The organism is Bacillus sp. FSL L8-0199 (assembly GCF_038005705.1).
Lineage (GTDB): Bacteria > Bacillota > Bacilli > Bacillales > Bacillaceae_G > Bacillus_A > Bacillus_A cereus.
In genome coordinates this window covers 2,170,379-2,189,702 of sequence record NZ_JBBOTS010000001.1, presented here as the reverse complement: position 1 = coordinate 2,189,702, position 19,324 = coordinate 2,170,379, and the positions used below count along the sequence as shown (strand labels likewise).

Here is a 19,324-nt window from a genome sequence, read left to right as displayed (position 1 = left end):
CCATTTCTTTTTTATGCATAGTTTATTAAAAAATATAATTATTAATTTTTTGCTTCATCTCAGGGATATCTTCTCTTGTTACAGTGAAACGAATAACCTTCTCATCAAGATCAAGTGCCTCAGCGAATAAACCAGCTAATCCACGTGATTTTCTATCTACTTCCATAATTATTTCTAATCGGTCGTATGCACGTGGCAAAATTAATAATTCTAATTCATCTAATCTGCCGTAGTACTCTCCAGAAACCGGAATAAACTCAAATTCTTGTGCGAATGGAACTTGTTTACGTAATCGGTGCGGTAATTCTTCACATTCTATATGACGTGCTTTAAACCCTAATTCATTTACACTATCTAAAACACTACTTAATAATGCATTAGGTAACACTTGAACGTAGTCGCGGTCACTTGGGTCTATACTACGTTTAATATCAAGACCTGTATGAATCCAAACCGTTTTCATACCAAGTGTAAGTGGTGCTTCAATTGGCATTGGAAAAGAAAATGGAATGTCAACTGTTTCATTCGGTTCTACAGAAAAAGGTTCGGTTAAGCGTACTCGCTCTAAATCATATGTTGCTGTTACTTTTTTATCATCCACTTCTCGTACATACGACGTCGATAATGTTAAGTAAATGCTTTCAATTTGTTGGCTAACTGAACCTCCAGTTATATGAACCTTTCCAACTATTTCTTCCCCAACAATATACTCATCTTTTTCAAGAACAGTATCTACCTTTGCACTTCCAATACCAACGCTTGCTAAAAACTTTTGAAACATGGAGTCTCCATCCTTTCTAAAGCAGAAGCTACATCTTGTTTTAAATCTTGTACATTCTCATAGTACGGCGTTTTTATTTGTAACATTCGCATAAGCATTTCGCGATTATAATGTTCCAAAGTTAATTCTTCGTACCATGGTTTTTCCTGTTTTTCATTAGATTCATATCCTGCATATAATAAAAATAATGAGAAATGACCGAGCGCATAAAAGTCGCTACGAAATTGAACTTCTCGCATCAAAGCTTGTTCACCTTCGTAAATTGTAGCTCGCTCATCATCCTCACCTTTCCATTTAGCCAATCCAAAATCAATAATACTAATTTGATTTTCTTTCATTAATATGTTTGGAATGCGTAAATCTCGGTGAATAATGCCTTCACTATGAAACACCGATACAATTTCTAATATTTCATATAAAATCTCAAAAACTTCACGTTCTGTATATACATACCCATCTATGAAAATATAATCTTCAAAATTTTTACCAGGCATGTACTCCATCACAAAGAAGCTCTTTTTCTCCCATATGAAATGATCATATAGACTAGGAATTGCATGATGATTTAATGTTTGTAAAATCATTTTCTCTTGTTCAAATGATTTTCTACCAGACTCATATCTTTGTTTACTTTGTCTTAATTGTTTTAAGACTTTATATCTATTTATTTGCAAATCATTAACGACATATGTAACCCCATAACTGCCCATTCCAATTACTGATTCAATTTTATAACGCTCTGCAACAATTGTATTTTTTCGCAGTGGTCTATCAAATAATGCTAGTACACGACGCCATTTCATCAGCTACTTGAAAAGAAGCTACGGCTTTTACGTTTTCTTTTATAATGTTGATGTCCATAACCAGATGAACGTCGTTTATAATCGCTACTTGAATACGAGCGCCCTCTACGACGATAATCACTACTTGAATACGAACGATATTTTTTCTTTCCTAATAAAGAATCAATAATTTTTTTGAACATTCCTTCACCTCTTGAGTAAAATTTCCTTTTCATTATACCAATAATTATTGACTATATTTGTGACAGGTTTGTAAAGAGTAAAAAACGACGAGTTATGCCCGTCGTTACTTTCATTCATCCTCTTCATCAAAAACTTCATCAATCATGCATTTCTCTAATAAATACTCAAATGTAATATCTGCGAGATCTTCAATTTCTTCTCGTTTTGGGACGTACCCTCTTTCAATTAGTTGCTCATAAAAAAACTCCGCAATCTCTTCCGTATCAATCACGACTTCAATTTCCTTCATGAGCATCACTCCTTTATTTCTGTTTTATGAAAAAATCTCAAAATTATGTATATGAGATTAGAAAAATAGATTTTATTTTTTTATAAGTCATAAGCTTTGGACGAGATGCATACGATTGTAGTACAAGCTATTCAAAGGGGGAAATAATAATGGAAAATCAATATGAAGTAGGACAAACAAAAGAAGAGTTCATGCATGAAGATCAATGGGCAGACTCTCTTATAAAGTGGCTTTTTATTTTTTTAATAGTTGTAGGCATACCTTATACTGCATATGTTGTTGTTCAATTTATTCTCTCTTTCTAGTTAACTATTTTTTCTCTGTCAATTTAACTAAATAATTATGAACAACATCCATTACAATTTTATATTCTTCATCTTTAAATGTATCGAACAATAATTGATAATCGTTATAAATGTCAAGTAATCCATCAATGATTTCTTGACGATTCGTCTTAACACTCACTTTTTTCGAGTTGTTAATTGACTTTAACTTTCCTAAATCCAATTTATTCATACCTGCTTTATCTTGTTTCATTTTCTTCAAAATTGTATTTGCCGTTTGAGCATTGGCGAGTAACGTTAAATCTGATTCATCCGCTTCTAACCATTCACCATCCGTAATCCGTGACAATTCATAAATTGTATCTTCCCATGCGTCATTCTTATATCTCCATACTTCTGTACGAAAACCAACAATACGGAAAACATCTTTATCATATCCAGTTACTTGCACAAGATCACCAAACGTGAAATTATAATTTAATTCAATCCACTCCGTATCGCCCTTTTTCATATCTTGCTCTGTAACGTGCTGCAATGTTTGCTCTACGTAAAAGCCATCGTGATTATTGACTTCGTATACATAAACTCCATCTAAAACCTTCATATTTGTGATTTTCCCAACGGTTCCATATAGCGTAATCACGACTATGTCCCCTACGTTGTATTTAGGTTGTTTTTTTCTTGCCATCTCTATCTCTCCTTTTTTTGACGTCGTGATTTTGATATCAGTATATGCAACCTACATAAAAACGCTTATCACAGAAGCTTATATTCATAAATTTTTTCAATAAAAAATATAATCTTATAAAATTTACATTACACTCAAACAAAAGCTAGTAACTAGACTAGCTTCAAATCAACAAATTTCATAATAAAAAAACATACAGAATACTTCACTTTAAATAAAGTAATGTATTCTGTATGTTTTCAAATAGTTTTTATCTATCTTGTATGTATAAATCCCAGGCTTCATCAAATATAGACATACTTTCTAGCATTCCGCTCAACTCTAAGTATAAACTAATTTCATCATAGTCTTCAGATTGCTTCGGAAAACTTAAATCATCATACATCGCCTCTGCTAAATCTGAAATTTCATTTCTAAATAAAGCTGCACGATGCTTCATCATATAATGGTAAAATGTCTTTTTCAAAAATATTCCCTACCTTTCTAACTTGGGTACATTATACAAGGCAAAAAAGAAAAAAACCAGCATAAAAGCTGGTTAAAAGTCGAAATAATTTCTTTTTAATAGACGCGGTCTTCCCATTAATTCTTCATATGTTAGTTGTTTTGGTAAATCTTTCGTGTAAATTAAGAATAATTGATCTTCAATTTCTTTTACTGTATGGTCTGATTGATAGTCCATCCCGCACGAGGAACAAGAAATACATGGTGTCTCTTGGATTTCAATGGCTTTCGTACCATCTGGTAATTCCCAATATACAGTATTCAAGCTTTCTTTCGCTTCTGTACTGTCACACCACATACAATTCATACTGCATCACCCTCAGTTTTTTTGTCGTTTTCTTCTAATTTAGCCATTTGTGCTTGATATTTTTTATCTTTTAATTGATCGCGCTTATCACGTTTATCTTTTAAAGATGCATGAGTATCATTATCTTCGTAGTCTTTACGACGGTTCATACGCTGTAAGTCGTCTGGAACGAGGTTAAATTTCTTATCGCTCATAAGACCTGCGATACCAACATCTGAACGTTTTTCTTCATAGTTCGGATAAATCTCTTTAAAGTATCCTTCCGCTCTTCCTGGAATATAGCTCTCTGGCTCTGGATACGTCGTAATAACACCTTCAAAGTTACGAAGTACAACTTTATCTGCACTTTGTGAGATTAAATAGTTTGGCTGAAGTGCAATTTTACCGCCTCCACCTGGCGCATCAACAACGAATGTCGGAACAGCATAACCAGATGTGTGTCCACGTAAACCTTCAATAATTTCAAGACCTTTAGATACTGGTGCACGGAAGTGACCGATACCTTCAGATAAGTCACATTGATAAATGTAGTATGGACGTACACGGATTTTTACTAAGTCATGCATAAGTTTTTTCATAATTGGAACGCTGTCGTTAATACCAGCTAAAATTACTGCTTGGTTTCCGACTGGAACACCAGCATTCGCTAACATTTCACATGCCTTTTTCGATTCTTCAGTAATTTCAATAGATGTATTGAAATGTGTATTTAACCATACTGGATGGTATTTTTTAATAATGTTACATAAGTTTTCTGTAATACGTTGCGGGAATACTACTGGTGCTCTCGTTCCGATACGAATAATCTCAACATGCGGAATCTCTCGTAAATTTTTTAATACATATTCTAAAATTTTATCGTTAATTAGAAGTCCGTCACCACCGGAGATTAATACATCTCGTACTTGTGGCGTTTCACGAATATAAGCAATTGCATCATCTAATTGTTTCTTCGGTACACCCATTCCAATTTGTCCACTAAAACGACGACGTGTACAGTAACGACAATACATAGAACATTGATTTGTTACTAAGAATAGTACACGGTCCGGATAACGATGTGTTAGCCCTGGAACTGGTGAATCTTCGTCTTCGTGAAGTGGGTCTTCTAAATCATATTTTGTTTTATATAACTCTTCCGAAATCGGTACTGATTGCATCCGAATCGGACAGCGTGGATCATCAGGATTCATTAGCCAAGCATAGTACGGTGTAATGTTTAACGGGATCGTTTTCGTTGAAATTTTAACGCCCTCTTCTTCTTCAGGTGTTAAGTTAATCACTTTTCTTAAGTCATCTAACGTTTTGATCGTATTCGTTAATTGCCAAACCCAATCATTCCATTGCTCTTCAGTAACATCTTTCCATAATTCGATATCCTTCCAGTGACGATTTGGTTTGTATACATCATGTAACATTGCTATTCCCCCTTTTTATACGCTCATCCTTTATATAAGCAATAGTTATGCCAACTTTGCATTGTTGATAAGTAAATGTGCGGAGAACCCTATTACATAAGCAAAAAAATATTTTTAAGCGTTGTATGAAATCAATACTTAACATCATATTCATTACTTTTTATATATGTAAACGCTCTTTTATTGGTGCAAACACACAAAAACCGCCGATTATTCGGCGGTTTTGTCGTACTTGCTCAGTTTATATTGAAGCGTTTGACGAGGGATACCCAACATTTTTGCGGCTTGTAGTATATTCCCTTCCGTTTCAATCAACGCTTGATCTATTAATTCTTTTTCTGTTTGATGAAGTGCTTCTCTAAGTGGCATTATACCCTTCTTCTTCGAAAACTTTTCTTTCCGAAATGTACGTGGTAAACAATTGGCTGTTAATGTATTCCCTTCTGCAATAATAACAGCATGTTCAATCGTATGTTTTAACTCCCGGACATTTCCAGGCCACTGATAAGCTTGCAGTCTATCTTTCGCTTCCTCATCAATTTGAAGTACACCTTTTTTATAACTTTTATTATATTCTTTCAAAAAATAAGATGCTAATAATAGTACATCCTCAGTTCTTTCACGAAGCGGTGGGATATATAATGAAAATACGTTTAAGCGATAATATAAATCAGTGCGAATTTTATTCTCTCGTAAACATATTTCTGGAGGCTGGTTCATTGCGGTAATAACACGAACATCTACTTTTCTCGTCTTATTATCACCAATTCTTCTAATGACTCCATCTTCTAACACTCGTAACATTTTTGCCTGCAAATCAAGAGGCATTGAATTCAGTTCATCTAAAAATAATGTACCACCATCAACAAGTTCAAATAGCCCAGCTCTTTCAATCGCTCCCGTATAGCTTCCTTTTGTCGTTCCAAACAATAAACTTTCTAATAGCGACTCTGGTAAAGCTGCACAGTTTTGTGCAATAAATGGCTTGTTTTTTCTTTTAGAAGCTTCATGAATTGCTTGTACAAACAGTTCTTTTCCTGTTCCTGTTTCACCATATATTAAAACATTCGCGTCTGTTGGTGCTACTTTTTGTGCTAACTCTTTCGTCTGTTTAAACCGCGTATCATTTGTCACTATCGTCTCAAATGCAGCGTGCTTTTTAATCACTTTTTTTCTAGATGATCGCTTTATTTTCGACTGTAAGTCAACAATTGTGTCAGTAAGTTTTTGAATTGTAGAGTAATCCTTTGCAATTTCAACAGCCCCAGCAATATTCCCATCTATAAAAATAGGTAACGTCGTATTTACTGTACAAACATCTTCACCATTTAAATTTTGATAATGTTGTACCTGATGTACGATAGGTTTTTTTGTATCTAGTACTTTCATCAATGTACTCGTTTCCCTTGATAAAGACGGGAACGCTTCTAACAGATGTTTCCCTAACACTTTTTCAATCTTCGATCCATCGTGTTTTGCAGCTACAGAATTATAAAATATTGTAATTCCATTTTCATCTACAGCGTGTATAGCCTCATCAATACTGCCCAAAATCGCTTCAATGACTTCTTGTGTCGAAACTGCTAGCAATGTCATCCCCCCTCTTGCCGAAAATCCAGCAATTACATGCCGAATTTTCGGCACACCTATGTGCGATTGTAAGCATGACGATTCCGTTCTATAATTTTAATCAATTTTATATTTTCATTAGATAACTCGAAACTCTAATTAGTACGGCTTTTTCAAACACCCAGCTCCGCCTAACTGTTTTGCTTTACAGCCAAATTTTGAAGCGGAAGTTTTACTGCTTTCGAATAGCTAGATAGATCTTTCACCCATATATTCATATCTTCCAACTTATCGAAAATGTAGCAATTATTTGCCAGTCTTCCTGTATACGTATAGCCTAATTGATGAAAGGCAGCATTCATTCCGAAAGAAAGCGATCGAGCAATTGTATAGGAGCAGAAAATAGATCTTTCTCGAAGTTCTTCCTCTAATTTAATTAGTAAACTTTTCATAAATCCATGTTTACGATATTCAGGTAAAGTAGCACAATTCGTTAATTCTGCATTCCCTTCCTTTATGTTCATTTCTGCAGATGCTGTACTAATAATTTTCCCCTCAAATTCATATACGTAGTAAATTGTATCGTCTTCTTTCATCGTCTGTAATACATAACTCGCTTCATTTAAAGGTGTCGGATACACTTCAAACACTTTTCCGAATACAGTTGCTAATTCTTCTGCATCTTCTTCAGTCGCTTTTCTCAGCAAAAATTCCTCTGGAACTACTTTTTCTTTTATTTCTTTTCCTTTTACACCGCTTAATATAGTATCTTCCTCAGTCCAATGCATACTATTTCGTCTTTCATCATTATTATATTTCACGAAAAAGTATGCATCGTGTCCTTGAAAATAATGAGGTATCGTTGCTTCCAACAAAAAACCGAAAGAGAGCCATGTTGAAACATGCTCTCCCTTTCCTTTAATAATGCATTTAGTGAAAGAATGTTTCTCTGCTAGTTCGTCAATTGTCTGTATAATACTTTCAACATTTCCTGTATAGTGATCTACCCGAATACGCTTATTAAAATAATCTAAAACGCCTTCTACTGTATAACAATTCGTCTGTTCTCTAAAAGATTCATAGTATTTCATTTTTTCACCTCACACCAATCTAGTAATGTACATGCAATAATTTTTGCGGCAGCTATCATTTTATCAACTTCTATATATTCGTTTGGATAGTGTGCTACTTTCGTCTCTCCTGGACCAAAGACTATTGTTGGTACGTTTGCAATTTGTGTAAATAAACCTCCATCAGTCCCCCACGGAGATGCTTCAATAATTGGTTCGTTCCCTTCGATTTCAACAAAGTTATGATGAAGTGTTGTAATGAGTTCATGATTCTCTTCTAGTTCACCAGGAACCCATCTCGCTCCAAACCATTCTACTTCTACTGGATTTTCAACAAACCAATTGTCCACATCATTTAATTCAGCAATCCAATTCTCAAACTCTTCTTTTGCCGCCTCTATAGTCTCATTCGGCGCAACACCGCATCTTCCTTCTAAAATTAATTCATCGGGAACAGAACTTGGCCAACTCCCTCCTTCAATTTTCCCAATGTTAATTGGAATTGGAATCGGAATTTCTTTAAATAACGGATCTATAATTCGACTATTTCTTTTCTCCTCTAGCTTTCTTACATGTTCTATAACAAACATACTTTTTTCAATTGCACTAACCCCTTCATAGCGCGTTCCACCGTGTGCAGCTTTCCCTTTTACACGTAGACGAAACCACATGGAACCTTGTTGTTTCGGGAAAAACTTCATATTAGTAGGCTCTGGAATAATGACACCATCTGCCTTATATCCTCGTAATATAGTTGCTAATGTCCCTGCTCCGCCACTTTCCTCTTCTATTACACTTTGAAAATAGATGTCTCCTTTTAATTCAATGCTAGATTCAATGATCGCTTCCATCGCAAGCATAAGTGCGACATTTCCGCCCTTCATATCCGTCGTTCCACGGCCATATATACGATTCCCTATTTTCTCACCGCTATAAGGGTGATGTTCCCACTGATTCACATCCCCTTCTGGAACTACATCAATATGCCCATTTAATATCATAGATTTCCCGTCGCCACTTCCTTTTAAAGTCGCTACAATATTTGGGCTATTCAAAAAACTTGTACGGGGTGATACAAAATAAGGGTGATCTTTCATTTTAGAAAAGGAGGGCTCCCATATATCGAGATCTAAACCTAATTCACGTAATTTTTCAATCACAATTGCCTGCGCACCGCTTTCATCACCAGATACGCTCTTTTCTTGAATTAATCGTTTTAAAAATTTCACACTTTCCTCTTCATGGCTCTCAATATAATCACAAACTTGCTTTTTTAATTGCTCCATATATTACATCTCCCTTCATTCAATTACTAGTAAGTTAGAACTAATTTGAAAATCAGCTTCTGTATGTCGTTTTACATCTTCTACTGTGTATGGGCTCATTAATTCTTGTAATATAAGTCCACTCGGAGTTACCTCCATGACTGCCATATCAGTAATAATTAAATCTACACATTTCTTTGAAGTTAATGGCAATGTACACTCTGAAACAATTTTTGCATTTCCGTACTTATCAACATGATTCATCACAACAACGACCCGCTTCGCTTTTTGTGCTAAATCCATTGCTCCACCAATACCTGGAACACGTTTTCCAGGTACAATCCAGTTTGCTAAATCACCATTTTCACTTACTTGTAATGAACCAAGAATCGTTATGTCTAGCAAACCTTTTCGAATCATCCCAAACGCTGTGCAGCTATCGAAATAACTCGCTCCTGTTATAAGAGAAGTTGGTAAACCTGCTGCATTACACAAATTTTCGTCTTCATTCCCTTTACTTGGCGTTGGTCCCATGCCCACGATTCCATTTTCCGCATGAAACATAACATTTATATCGTCAGGCAAATGATTTGGTACAAGCGATGGTATGCCAATACCTAAATTTACAATCATACCATTTTGTATTTCTTTCGCCGCACGCCTAGCAATCTTATCCCTCACTTCTACGCCCATACCCATCTCCAGTTCACTCCTTCCGACGGTACAATATAATTTACGAAAACACCTGGAACGACAATTTCCTCTGGATCTAAATTTCCAAGCGGGACTATTTCTTCTGCTTCTACAATTGTTATATCCCCAGCCATAGCTACATGAGGATTCATATTTCGTGCACTTTTGTCAAATACAAGGTTACCAAACGGATCTGCCTTCTTTGCATATACAATTGAAACTTCAGCAGTTAATGCTGTTTCAACTAAATAGGTCTTACCATTCATTTCAACTGTTCGTTTTCCCTCTTCCACAATTGTATCAACACCAACATCAACTAAAACACCACCAAGACCAACGCCACCAGCGCGAATGCGCTCTGCTAATGTTCCCTGGGGAGAAAACTCAATTTGTAATCTTCCCTCGTTTAGTTGCCTTCCTGCATTTGGATTGGAGCCAATGTGAGAAGTAATTAGTGATTTAACTCTTTCATTTGTAACAAGACGACCGATACCTACATCAGGAAATCCAGTGTCATTTCCAATCAAATTTAAATTTGTAACGCCTTTTTCTAAAATTGCCTGTATTAAAGATGGAGGGGATCCAATCCCTCCAAATCCCCCAAACATTAATGTCATATCATCATGGAACAAAGAAATTACTTCCTCAATTTCTTTTAATTTACCGAATGTATTTGTAATAGTTGTCATGCGATACTATGCCCTCCTTTTTGCATCATCTCTTCCACACTTTTAGAGAAAATTGAAAGTAATTCATCTAACTCGGAATATGTAGTTGTCATTGGCGGTGCTACAAGCAGTGCACTATCTTCTTTTCCTGCTTGCCCTGAAACTGCTTGATATAAAAGCAGGCCGTTTTTAGCTGCAACTGAAATAAGCTCCGACGCTTTTGTAAACGGTTGCAATTCTACTCCGATTAGCAACCCTTTTCCGCGCACATCAGCAATGATTGTCGATTGTTGCTGAACTTTCTGCAAGCCCTTTATTAAATAATCTCCCTTTTCTGCTGTTTTTTCAGGGAGATTATGTTTCTCCATATATTCAATAACAGCTAAAGCCGTTGCTGCAGACAATGGATTTGCACTTAACGTATGACCACTCATTACTGAACGTGATCCGCGTAATATTGGTTCCATAACACGATCACTTACAACTGTAGCTGCCATCGGTGTATATCCCGCTCCTAATCCTTTACCAAGTGTCATAATATCCGGCTCTACGCCCCAATGCTCCATCGCAAACCATGCTCCAGTACGACCAAGCCCAGTCATTACTTCATCCGCAATAAATAAAATATCGTAATGATTACAAATATCTTTAATGACTTTATAATAGTCTTTCGGCGGAACAACCGCGCCTCCAGCTGCTCCAATAACCGGCTCAGCAATAAAAGCAGCAATATGCTCTGCACCAATTCTTTCAATTGATCTTTCTAGTTCAGTCGCACATGCCAGCTGACAAGTTGGATATACCTTTTGAACAGGACATCTGAAACAATATGGAGCTGGTATAGTCGGATAATCTTCCAAAATAGATACGAAACGTTGTCTACGTAGTGGGTGACCAGACATCGATAAAGCACCCATCGTAATACCGTGATAACTCATCCATCTTGATAAAATTTTATGTTTCCCTTGAATACCTCGCTCTTGAAAATGCTGAATTGCAATTTTCATAGCTGTTTCATTCGCTTCCGTACCACTATTTACAAAAAAACTCCAGTTCAAATCTCCTACACTTAAATCACTTAACTTCTTCGCTAATTTTTCAGCTGGTTCACTCGTAAACTGTGATCTATAAACGAAAGCAATCTCCTCAGCTTGCTTTTTAATAACGTCTGCAATCTCCTTTACGCCATGCCCAATACCTGCCGTAATTGCTCCTGACGAACCATCAAAATATTTATTGCCATTTTGATCATACAAATAAACACCTTTTCCATGTGAAATCATTGGATACGGCTGACCAACAAGTGGTTTAATTAAGTAATCGCGCATAGCGCTCCCCCATTTCTCCAATTTGTATATATATATGAAGAAAATTGACGTTTCTTTCATAAAAAAGAATCCTCTGCAAAAGCAGTGAATTTATCAAAAAACTATTATAAAATATACAAATGAGTGCTTAAAAATATTTATAAAACAGAAAATTCAGAACTATAAAACGAAGACCAACCCTTTTCTATACGCCCAAATAACCCTCCCTTTTATATGAAATGACTGCATCACCAAATGTTTTTATAGCATAATGCCAGCTGTCCTTAAATACCGACATTCTGTACACTTCGACGGAACTCCCGTTAAACTCCTTCCTATTATCCTACTTTAAATTGCATATTTTAAAACAAATTTCGACACCCCACCTTACTAATCAATTCAGATTCATATTTAATATGTAAACTTTTCATTTTTAAACTATAAAAAAAGAACCGATTAACCACACTAATCAGTTCGTCATGACGCTCTCTTATGGGTTAATACTGTCAATTGCTAAAATAAATAGAAAAATGAAGTTTACAAATTCATCCTACAGCCTATAACACAAAACCTTTTCATAACTTCATTCACATCACAATTACTATCAGGATATCTCTATCCCGAAGTGGCACCCCTTTCCTCAGATTCAAACTATCTTTCCTTTATAATTTATGTAGGACAATTATCACTTTGTATGTGTATTTGCCTATAATTAAAAAAATCCCTAGTTTTCTAGCGATTTTTGGACATGTATTCAATATGTTAATTGAAATACACTTTCAATTTGGAATTTATTTTACTTTCGTGCAGTCATATGTACTGCTTTACTCTACGAAATTCTCGTAAGCACCAGCACCTCTTTATGACAACATATTTGTTGTCAATTTTTAATTTTCCCCTTATAAAATCTTTTTTTTTGCATAACCGCTTTCTTGCTTCGCATATAGTTTTAATGATGACAAAGGAGGAATGTTCATGTCTCAATCTGAAATCGAAAAATATGGACAAGAAGTTACGCAATACGAACAGCTCGCACGTTACTATCAGTTTCGTAATCCTAAAAAATATATAGAATTATATATGAAATATTACGATGCACTATCAAAACTTGTACAGGCGTATGAAACAAGAGACTCACAAGAAGCTGCTTTACCGTCACATATAAGAATTTTTCATGCCGATCCAAATATACCAGCAGTTGACATTTTAGTAAACGGACAAAAGGTTATTAAAAATATTTCATTTAAGCAATTCAGCCCTTATTTATCATTAGTGCAAGGTAAATACCGTATAGACATTGTTCCTGTCGGAAATGAAACTCCAATCTTTTCAGCGTTGGTACCAATAATGGGAAATCATACTTACACTCTTGCTGCAATAAATAGTGATAATCACCTACAATTACAGCCTATACTTGATAATACACATTTACCAGCTGGTCAAGCAAAAATACGGTTTGCACATTTCTCTCCAGATACCCCTGTTGTAAATGTAGATTTAAAAGATGGAGATCATTTATTTGAAAATGTACTCTTTAAACAAATAACAGATTTTTTGCAAGTTAGCCCTGGTACAGCAGATATTGAAATTTCACTCGCAGATAATAAAAACGTTTTATTGACTATACCGAAATTCAATGTTGAACCAAATGTTATTTATACAATTTCAATAGTAGGTTATTCAACTAAAGATCCTAAATTAGAAGCCGTTATACTCACAAATTAAAACAGTCTACACCATTCATTTGGTGTAGACTGTTTATTTTTGAAATGCAATTTGAAATTCTGTCCAATCGTTATCTGATCGACACATAATGGATCCATTATGTTTTTCCACAATTTGTTTACATACAAATAATCCAATACCAGTTCCTAACTTTTTAGTAGTTACAAATGGTTCAAAAATCGTTTCTACATTTTCAGCTGGAATCATTGGTCCATTATTTTTTATCACAATTCGAATAGCTTGATCTTCTTCAAATACATCAATGATAATTTTTCGTTCTTCTTTCATTGATTCAAGAGCATCAATTGAATTCATTAATATGTTTAAAAATACTTGTCTCACTTCACTTCGATAACCAACAAGCGGAATTGGATACGGTAAATTCTTTTCAATCAAAACATTCGCATTGACCAAACTCGGATATAAAAATTGTATAATGTCTTGAAACAAGTCATTAAGCCAAAACCGTTCCGATTCATTCCACATTTCTTTTTTTGATACGAGTAAAAATTGCGAAATACGAAAATTTAATTGATCTAATTCATGCGAAATAATATCTAAATACGATAAACTCGGATGATCTGCCTTTAATAATTTGACAAACCCCATAATGGAAGTAAGCGGATTACGAAATTCATGTACAAAACTAGCTGACATTTGTCCTAAAATCGTCAGTCTTTCTTTATGTGTTTCGTTAATATATTGCTGTTTTTCCTCTAAATTCTTCGATATAATTTCCGAGTATTTTAAAACGGTATAATAAATTAATTTGTCAAAACAAGTATGTATTTTTGCCATAATTGGTTTCAATTCACGAGCACTAACATCTAATTCACACATCGCTTCGAAAAGTTCATTTCTTCCCACGTTTGCGTTATAAACAAAATCTCCAATATTCGCATCTGCTCCAGCACGTTCAATAGCAATTTTCTCACATAACGGTTGAAGATAATTTATATCTTTATCTTCCATAGTAAGTTCGATAATTAACTCTAGTAAATCCTCTCCATTTTGAACTACTTCTAGTTTAAATGGATCTTTTTCGGAAATTATCATTTTGTTTTTCCAGTTCTCTACGAATTGGTGCCTATTGTTTTTCAAGTGTGAACAAAATATTTCTTTAATATCCTTATCGATTGGAAAAACCTCCATTCCCTCCATTTCCATACGACGAATACCCTTTATATTTTGAATATTAACACAAAAAATACGATTCGTTAATAGATTTTTGTCACATTTTGTTAATTTCTGTTGATAAAATTATTTTTTCTTTCTTATTTAACTAATTGTATGCAAATCCCCTTTTTCCTTCACATATTTTCATTATTTCCGTAGTCAAAACGACTTTTTTTGCATCATTTTTAATTCTTGCGTACAATAGAAAATGAAAGGTGTGAAAAATATGGTAAATAAAAATGTGGAAGATTATCTCCAAGAAGGCATTTACGGCCAAAAGCAAAACAAACCAGAAGAACGTAATATGTATTTAACTACATTACGTGAGCGTGTGGAAATCGCTTTAACGATCGGTCAAGTAATGCAAAGTAATGTATACTCTGAAGTGGCGGGTAGCATGCGCCCTTCTCAATCATTACAACTCCTCCTAAATGGTGGCATTGCTTACCCACATTTATCAAAATACATTAAATTAGCAAACGAAAAAAATGTTCCTTTTACAATTGTTCAAAATAAAGATACAAAAACACCAATCGGTTTAGTATTAACTCATGCTACTGCTGTAGATAAAGAACAAATTTATGTAGAAGATACTATTTTCAAACAAGAAATGAAGTAAAAGTTACACTTAATTAAATAGTTACTAGAAGCGTAAAAAACGAGTATGGAATCGTAAACATTTCCTACTCGTTTTTTAGTGCAAGTTTTAAGTTTTTCTATTTTATTTTTTAATACATACTAATTTCATTTCTGTCATTTCTTCTATTGCATATTTAATTCCTTCACGCCCCGTACCACTTTCTTTCACACCACCATAAGGCATATGATCTACTCTGAACGTTGGTATATCATTAATCATGACACCACCAACCTCTAGCTCATCAATTGCACGCATTGCTTTAACTAAATTATTTGTAAATACACCTGCCTGTAAGCCGTAACGCGAATTATTTACTTGTTCAATCGCTTCATCAAATTCTTTAAATGTATTTACTGTCATGAGTGGGCCGAATACTTCTTGGCACTGCACAGATACATGATCTGGAACATTTGTTAATACAGTCGGTTCAAAAATTCTTGCATCGCGCTTTTTACCACCGCATAAAACAGTTGCTCCTTCCTTAATTGCTTCTTGAACCCACATATCAATTCGCTCTACATCTTTTTTTGAAATTAAAGCTGATACATCCGTTTCCTCAAGCAGTGGATCACCAACAACAACTGATTCCATCGCTTTCTTCAGCTTCGAAAGAAATTCATGCATTTTCGTTTCATGTACAAAAACACGTTGTACGGAAATACAAACTTGTCCATTATTAACAAATGCTCCCCATTTTACACGTTCAATTATTTCATCTGTTAACTCTACATCTTCATCAATGATAACAGCAGCATTTGATCCTAGTTCCAACGTAACTCGTTTTAGCCCAGCCTTTTGTTTTATTCCAATTCCAACTTTTGGACTTCCGGTAAAAGTAATAGAAGCAACGTAATCATTTTTGACGATGGCCTCACCAACCGTGGAGCCAGGGCCAGAAATGATATTTAAAGCTCCATTTGGCAATCCTGCCTCTTCAAATAACTCAACTAATGCATAAGATGATAATGGCGTTTGATCAGCTGGCTTTAATACAACTGTATTTCCGGCAGCAATTGCTGGTCCAACTTTATGCGCTACTAAATTTAATGGGAAATTAAATGGTGTAATAGCCCCTATAACCCCAATCGGCTTTCGGATTGTATATGCGATACGCCCATCCGCACCAGGTGCGGCGTCTAATGGCAATGTCTCACCATATATACGCTTCGCTTCTTCAGCTGCAAATTTGTACGTTTGAACAGTACGATCTACTTCTCCCCTTGCAGCACGTATTGGTTTTGCAGCTTCTTTTGCAATAATCTCTGCAAATTCTTCTCTTCTTTCATCCATTTTTTGTGCAACTTTCTCTAAAATAGTCGCACGATCATATGCAGATAATGTATTCATTTTTGTCATTGCATTTTTTGCAGCAGTAACAGCCTCTTTTACATCTTCTTCCGTTCCTTGTGCAATTTCCGCTAATGTTTCTTCAGAATATGGTGCGTACAATGGTTTATACGTGTTTACAGATTTCCAGTCTCCATTTATATATAAATGCTTTTTCATACTTCTTCTCCTTCCAAATATATGTATACAACAATACTTCACCTAGTGAAAGGTTTGACTTATGTCATTGTATCATAGCTCCTATCCCTCAAAAAACATTATGCTCAAAAAAACTCTGCTATATAGCAGAGTTTACGAGCTAATTTGCTCTTGTAACGAAATTTGTTTTTCATCTTCTAAAATAACAATCGATTCTACTATCTTTGTAACTTCTAATCTTTTTATATAATGTCCATCTAATTCTTTCACACAAAACTTATAATTTTCAATTTCAATGGAATCCTCTTCAGCAATCTCTATATTCTTCGTTAAAATCCAACCACCGATTGTATCAACACCATCATCATCAATCCCTAAACCAAATAACGTATTTACTTCACTAACAAGTACTTTTCCCTCTAGTATCGTCTTCGTTTCACTAACCTTTTGAATTTCTGGCTGCTCATCCGTATCAAACTCATCCTGAATATCTCCAACAATTTCTTCCAGAATATCTTCAACAGTAACAAGTCCAGATGTTCCACCATATTCATCTATCAATATAGCAATATGTGTTCTTTCTTTTTGCATTTTCAAAAACAAATCATGAATTGGAATAGAATCGATAACTAAAATAATTGGTCTCATATATTGCTCTACTGTCTTCTTATTAACAGCTTTATGTTGTACAAATTCAGTAAAAATATCTTTAAAATTCACAAAACCTATTACGTGGTCTTTGTCGCCATCAACAACTGGATACCTTGTATATTTTTCACGAGACATTTTTTGCAGAGCTTCTTCAGCAGACATCTCTTTACTTATAATATTCATTTCAGTTCGAGGTACCATTATTTCTTTTGCAATCCGATCATCAAATTCAAAAATTTTATTCACATATTTATATTCAGATTGATTAATCTCACCATTTCTATAACTTTCTGAAACTAACAACCGTAATTCTTCTTCTGAATGAACCTCATCATGTCCCTTCGGCGGTTTTAGCCCTAGCAGCTTCGTAATGATTCGAGCTGAACCATTTAATAGCCAAATGAATGGGAATGCAATACGATAAAAGAAAATTAACGGCTTAGAAACAAGTAAACTCACTTGTTCAGATTTTTGAATTGCAAATGTTTTTGGGGCCAATTCACCTATTACAACATGCAAAAAAGTAATTAACAAAAACACTAAAATCACAGCAAAAATGTCTGCTAGTTGAGTAGAGATATTCCAATTTGCAAAAAGCGTATCAAACATTTGCTTTAACGCAGGTTTACCAAACCACCCAATTCCTAAAGCTGTAACAGTAATTCCTAGCTGACAAGCAGATAAATATTCGTCTAAGTTTGTAATGACTGTTTTGACCGATTTTGCACGATTATTTCCTTCTGCAATTAAATAGTCAATTCGTGAACTTCTCACTTTAACAATTGCAAATTCTGCTGCAACGAAAAATGCCGTTAAAGCAATTAAAACAATCACTATACTTATACTATATATGTCCAAATACTTTTCCTTACTTACATTGTAAGCAAGGAAGCCACCTCCTACTTAATTTTATTCAAGTGAAGTAAGCATTCTAATACTCTAACAAAATTCTACATTAGCAACCACCTTTTTATATATTATATGCATACATAAAAAAGATATTTATCATTATGATAATCTAATTCATTTACACTCGTCAAATTATTCTAAATGTTACGATAAAACATTTTTATTTAAACGAACTATTCTTCTCAACTCAATTTCGTGAAAAAACACTTTCTTTGCCGATTCCACACTTCTTTTGTCGCACTAGAAGGGAACTTACTTCATAGCTCGAAATCATTCAACAGGATATATATAGGAGGGATTATTTTGGAATATAAAACACCATTTATCGCAAAGAAATTAGGTGTTAGCCCAAAGGCTGTTGTCCGGATCGCACAACAATTAAATCTTACGATAGAGAAAAACAAATATGGCCACTTTATTTTCACACAAGAGGATGTCGATCAAATGTTAGAACACCATCGATTTCAAATAGAGCAATCTCAAAATTCTCAATCTACTCAAAAGGCTTCCTCAAATGAAGTTGAGGAATTAAAAACTCAAGTTAATACAATTGTTCAAAACATATCATCGAATGATTTTGAGCAATTAGCTGATCAATTAAACACTATTACGAGAAGACTTGATCGAATGGAAGAACAAATGCAAGATAAGGCAAATGATGTCGTCACGTACCAACTTTTACAACACCGTCGTGAAATGGAGGAAATGTTAGAGCGAATTCAAAAGTTAGAAGCTGCCCTAACGAAAGAAGAACCCATTTATATTACTCCTGATTCAAAACCAACATATGAACGAGAAAAGAAACCGAAGCGCCGCAAAATGATTTTTAGTATATTTGGATTATAATTTTTAGACCCTTATTAAAATAATAAGGGTCTTTTTTAATGAAGAGTTATATCCTATACAAAT

The 19,324-nt window shown here is 34.6% G+C and carries 21 protein-coding genes; 4 read left to right on the top strand and 17 right to left on the bottom strand.

From position 1 onward, the window contains the following. Window positions 1–25: 25 nt before the first annotated feature. The 4 genes from NST86_RS11420 to NST86_RS11405 all read right to left on the bottom strand — a co-directional run bounded on the left by NST86_RS11420 (window position 26) and on the right by NST86_RS11405 (window position 2,056). The gene (locus tag NST86_RS11420; RefSeq protein WP_000486631.1) at window positions 26–781 is read right to left on the bottom strand and encodes a sporulation protein; all 756 of its coding nucleotides are present in this window, start codon (window positions 779–781) and stop codon (window positions 26–28) included. Then, the gene (locus NST86_RS11415; RefSeq protein WP_016117752.1) at window positions 763–1,584 is read right to left on the bottom strand and encodes a serine/threonine protein kinase; all 822 of its coding nucleotides are present in this window, start codon (window positions 1,582–1,584) and stop codon (window positions 763–765) included. The genes NST86_RS11420 and NST86_RS11415 overlap by 19 nt, the downstream gene beginning before the upstream one ends. After that, complete coding sequence (locus NST86_RS11410) at window positions 1,584–1,766, bottom strand: hypothetical protein (RefSeq protein ID WP_000473371.1); 183 nt, start codon at window positions 1,764–1,766, stop codon at window positions 1,584–1,586. Before NST86_RS11410 ends, NST86_RS11415 begins: the two co-directional genes overlap by 1 nt. A 110-nt stretch (window positions 1,767–1,876) precedes the next feature. Beyond that, window positions 1,877–2,056, bottom strand: a complete 180-nt coding sequence (locus NST86_RS11405) for a YozD family protein (RefSeq protein WP_000658451.1) — start codon at window positions 2,054–2,056, stop codon at window positions 1,877–1,879. 149 nt (window positions 2,057–2,205) lie between these two features. Between NST86_RS11405 and NST86_RS11400 the strand changes: the two genes are divergently transcribed. Further along, window positions 2,206–2,361 (top strand): DUF3930 family protein, encoded by a 156-nt coding sequence (locus NST86_RS11400; RefSeq protein WP_000431486.1) that lies wholly within the window; start codon window positions 2,206–2,208, stop codon window positions 2,359–2,361. A gap of 4 nt (window positions 2,362–2,365) precedes the next feature. Here NST86_RS11400 and NST86_RS11395 read toward each other — a convergent pair whose 3' ends face one another. The 10 genes from NST86_RS11395 to NST86_RS11350 form a co-directional block, all read right to left on the bottom strand. After that, the gene (locus NST86_RS11395; RefSeq protein WP_016117751.1) at window positions 2,366–3,028 is read right to left on the bottom strand and encodes a hypothetical protein; all 663 of its coding nucleotides are present in this window, start codon (window positions 3,026–3,028) and stop codon (window positions 2,366–2,368) included. 250 nt (window positions 3,029–3,278) lie between these two features. After that, window positions 3,279–3,494 (bottom strand): YozE family protein, encoded by a 216-nt coding sequence (locus NST86_RS11390; RefSeq protein WP_016117750.1) that lies wholly within the window; start codon window positions 3,492–3,494, stop codon window positions 3,279–3,281. Between the two features lie 72 nt (window positions 3,495–3,566). Next, on the bottom strand, window positions 3,567–3,839 hold the full coding sequence (locus tag NST86_RS11385; protein ID WP_000995763.1) for a YokU family protein: 273 nt from the start codon (window positions 3,837–3,839) through the stop codon (window positions 3,567–3,569). Continuing rightward, on the bottom strand, window positions 3,836–5,257 hold the full coding sequence (ablA, locus tag NST86_RS11380) for a lysine 2,3-aminomutase (protein ID WP_000902142.1): 1,422 nt from the start codon (window positions 5,255–5,257) through the stop codon (window positions 3,836–3,838). Before ablA ends, NST86_RS11385 begins: the two co-directional genes overlap by 4 nt. A gap of 210 nt (window positions 5,258–5,467) precedes the next feature. Beyond that, the gene (rocR, locus tag NST86_RS11375; RefSeq protein ID WP_011110073.1) at window positions 5,468–6,853 is read right to left on the bottom strand and encodes an arginine utilization transcriptional regulator RocR; all 1,386 of its coding nucleotides are present in this window, start codon (window positions 6,851–6,853) and stop codon (window positions 5,468–5,470) included. A 164-nt stretch (window positions 6,854–7,017) separates the two neighbouring features. Then, a complete protein-coding gene (gene ablB / locus NST86_RS11370; RefSeq protein WP_000878596.1) occupies window positions 7,018–7,917 on the bottom strand; it encodes a putative beta-lysine N-acetyltransferase in 900 nt (299 codons plus the stop codon). After that, window positions 7,914–9,182, bottom strand: coding sequence for a peptidase (locus NST86_RS11365; protein WP_000436685.1), 1,269 nt, complete (start codon window positions 9,180–9,182; stop codon window positions 7,914–7,916). The genes ablB and NST86_RS11365 overlap by 4 nt, the downstream gene beginning before the upstream one ends. Window positions 9,183–9,197: 15 nt before the next feature. Then, window positions 9,198–9,860 carry a CoA transferase subunit B gene (locus NST86_RS11360; protein ID WP_000525278.1) on the bottom strand — a complete coding sequence of 221 codons (663 nt, stop codon included), beginning with the start codon at window positions 9,858–9,860 and terminating at the stop codon, window positions 9,198–9,200. Then, a complete protein-coding gene (gene atoD, locus NST86_RS11355) occupies window positions 9,845–10,543 on the bottom strand; it encodes an acetate CoA-transferase subunit alpha (protein WP_016117749.1) in 699 nt (232 codons plus the stop codon). The genes NST86_RS11360 and atoD overlap by 16 nt, the downstream gene beginning before the upstream one ends. Then, window positions 10,540–11,850, bottom strand: coding sequence for an aspartate aminotransferase family protein (locus tag NST86_RS11350; protein ID WP_001205897.1), 1,311 nt, complete (start codon window positions 11,848–11,850; stop codon window positions 10,540–10,542). The genes atoD and NST86_RS11350 overlap by 4 nt, the downstream gene beginning before the upstream one ends. A 954-nt stretch (window positions 11,851–12,804) precedes the next feature. Here NST86_RS11350 and NST86_RS11345 point away from each other — a divergent pair. Beyond that, complete coding sequence (locus tag NST86_RS11345; protein WP_000083284.1) at window positions 12,805–13,554, top strand: DUF4397 domain-containing protein; 750 nt, start codon at window positions 12,805–12,807, stop codon at window positions 13,552–13,554. A gap of 33 nt (window positions 13,555–13,587) precedes the next feature. On the opposite strand, the gene NST86_RS11340 is transcribed toward NST86_RS11345, so the two are convergent. Then, on the bottom strand, window positions 13,588–14,721 hold the full coding sequence (locus NST86_RS11340; RefSeq protein WP_000425086.1) for a BA2291 family sporulation histidine kinase: 1,134 nt from the start codon (window positions 14,719–14,721) through the stop codon (window positions 13,588–13,590). A gap of 235 nt (window positions 14,722–14,956) precedes the next feature. Between NST86_RS11340 and NST86_RS11335 the strand changes: the two genes are divergently transcribed. After that, window positions 14,957–15,349 (top strand): YueI family protein, encoded by a 393-nt coding sequence (locus NST86_RS11335; RefSeq protein ID WP_000247557.1) that lies wholly within the window; start codon window positions 14,957–14,959, stop codon window positions 15,347–15,349. A gap of 102 nt (window positions 15,350–15,451) precedes the next feature. Here the strand turns inward: NST86_RS11335 and NST86_RS11330 are convergent, their stop codons facing one another. Together NST86_RS11330 and NST86_RS11325 are read right to left on the bottom strand one after the other, a co-directional pair. After that, window positions 15,452–16,876 (bottom strand): aldehyde dehydrogenase family protein, encoded by a 1,425-nt coding sequence (locus tag NST86_RS11330; RefSeq protein WP_000716457.1) that lies wholly within the window; start codon window positions 16,874–16,876, stop codon window positions 15,452–15,454. Window positions 16,877–17,008: 132 nt separating this feature from the next. After that, window positions 17,009–18,364 carry a hemolysin family protein gene (locus NST86_RS11325; RefSeq protein ID WP_002098489.1) on the bottom strand — a complete coding sequence of 452 codons (1,356 nt, stop codon included), beginning with the start codon at window positions 18,362–18,364 and terminating at the stop codon, window positions 17,009–17,011. 354 nt (window positions 18,365–18,718) lie between these two features. Between NST86_RS11325 and racA the strand changes: the two genes are divergently transcribed. After that, window positions 18,719–19,261 carry a chromosome-anchoring protein RacA gene (gene racA, locus NST86_RS11320; RefSeq protein WP_000456022.1) on the top strand — a complete coding sequence of 181 codons (543 nt, stop codon included), beginning with the start codon at window positions 18,719–18,721 and terminating at the stop codon, window positions 19,259–19,261. Window positions 19,262–19,324: the final 63 nt, after the last annotated feature.

Excerpts from the sequence above, each read along its gene's own strand:
- NST86_RS11420 (WP_000486631.1), bottom strand. The coding sequence starts at position 781 with ATGTTTCAAAAGTTTTTAGCAAGCGTTGGTATTGGAAGTGCAAAGGTA.
- NST86_RS11415 (WP_016117752.1), bottom strand. The coding sequence starts at position 1,584 with ATGAAATGGCGTCGTGTACTAGCATTATTTGATAGACCACTGCGAAAA.
- NST86_RS11410 (WP_000473371.1), bottom strand. The coding sequence starts at position 1,766 with ATGTTCAAAAAAATTATTGATTCTTTATTAGGAAAGAAAAAATATCGT.
- NST86_RS11405 (WP_000658451.1), bottom strand. The coding sequence starts at position 2,056 with ATGAAGGAAATTGAAGTCGTGATTGATACGGAAGAGATTGCGGAGTTT.
- NST86_RS11400 (WP_000431486.1), top strand. The coding sequence starts at position 2,206 with ATGGAAAATCAATATGAAGTAGGACAAACAAAAGAAGAGTTCATGCAT.
- NST86_RS11395 (WP_016117751.1), bottom strand. The coding sequence starts at position 3,028 with ATGGCAAGAAAAAAACAACCTAAATACAACGTAGGGGACATAGTCGTG.
- NST86_RS11385 (WP_000995763.1), bottom strand. The coding sequence starts at position 3,839 with ATGAATTGTATGTGGTGTGACAGTACAGAAGCGAAAGAAAGCTTGAAT.
- ablA (WP_000902142.1), bottom strand. The coding sequence starts at position 5,257 with ATGTTACATGATGTATACAAACCAAATCGTCACTGGAAGGATATCGAA.
- rocR (WP_011110073.1), bottom strand. The coding sequence starts at position 6,853 with ATGACATTGCTAGCAGTTTCGACACAAGAAGTCATTGAAGCGATTTTG.
- ablB (WP_000878596.1), bottom strand. The coding sequence starts at position 7,917 with ATGAAATACTATGAATCTTTTAGAGAACAGACGAATTGTTATACAGTA.
- NST86_RS11365 (WP_000436685.1), bottom strand. The coding sequence starts at position 9,182 with ATGGAGCAATTAAAAAAGCAAGTTTGTGATTATATTGAGAGCCATGAA.
- NST86_RS11360 (WP_000525278.1), bottom strand. The coding sequence starts at position 9,860 with ATGGGTATGGGCGTAGAAGTGAGGGATAAGATTGCTAGGCGTGCGGCG.
- atoD (WP_016117749.1), bottom strand. The coding sequence starts at position 10,543 with ATGACAACTATTACAAATACATTCGGTAAATTAAAAGAAATTGAGGAA.
- NST86_RS11350 (WP_001205897.1), bottom strand. The coding sequence starts at position 11,850 with ATGCGCGATTACTTAATTAAACCACTTGTTGGTCAGCCGTATCCAATG.
- NST86_RS11345 (WP_000083284.1), top strand. The coding sequence starts at position 12,805 with ATGTCTCAATCTGAAATCGAAAAATATGGACAAGAAGTTACGCAATAC.
- NST86_RS11340 (WP_000425086.1), bottom strand. The coding sequence starts at position 14,721 with ATGGAAATGGAGGGAATGGAGGTTTTTCCAATCGATAAGGATATTAAA.
- NST86_RS11335 (WP_000247557.1), top strand. The coding sequence starts at position 14,957 with ATGGTAAATAAAAATGTGGAAGATTATCTCCAAGAAGGCATTTACGGC.
- NST86_RS11330 (WP_000716457.1), bottom strand. The coding sequence starts at position 16,876 with ATGAAAAAGCATTTATATATAAATGGAGACTGGAAATCTGTAAACACG.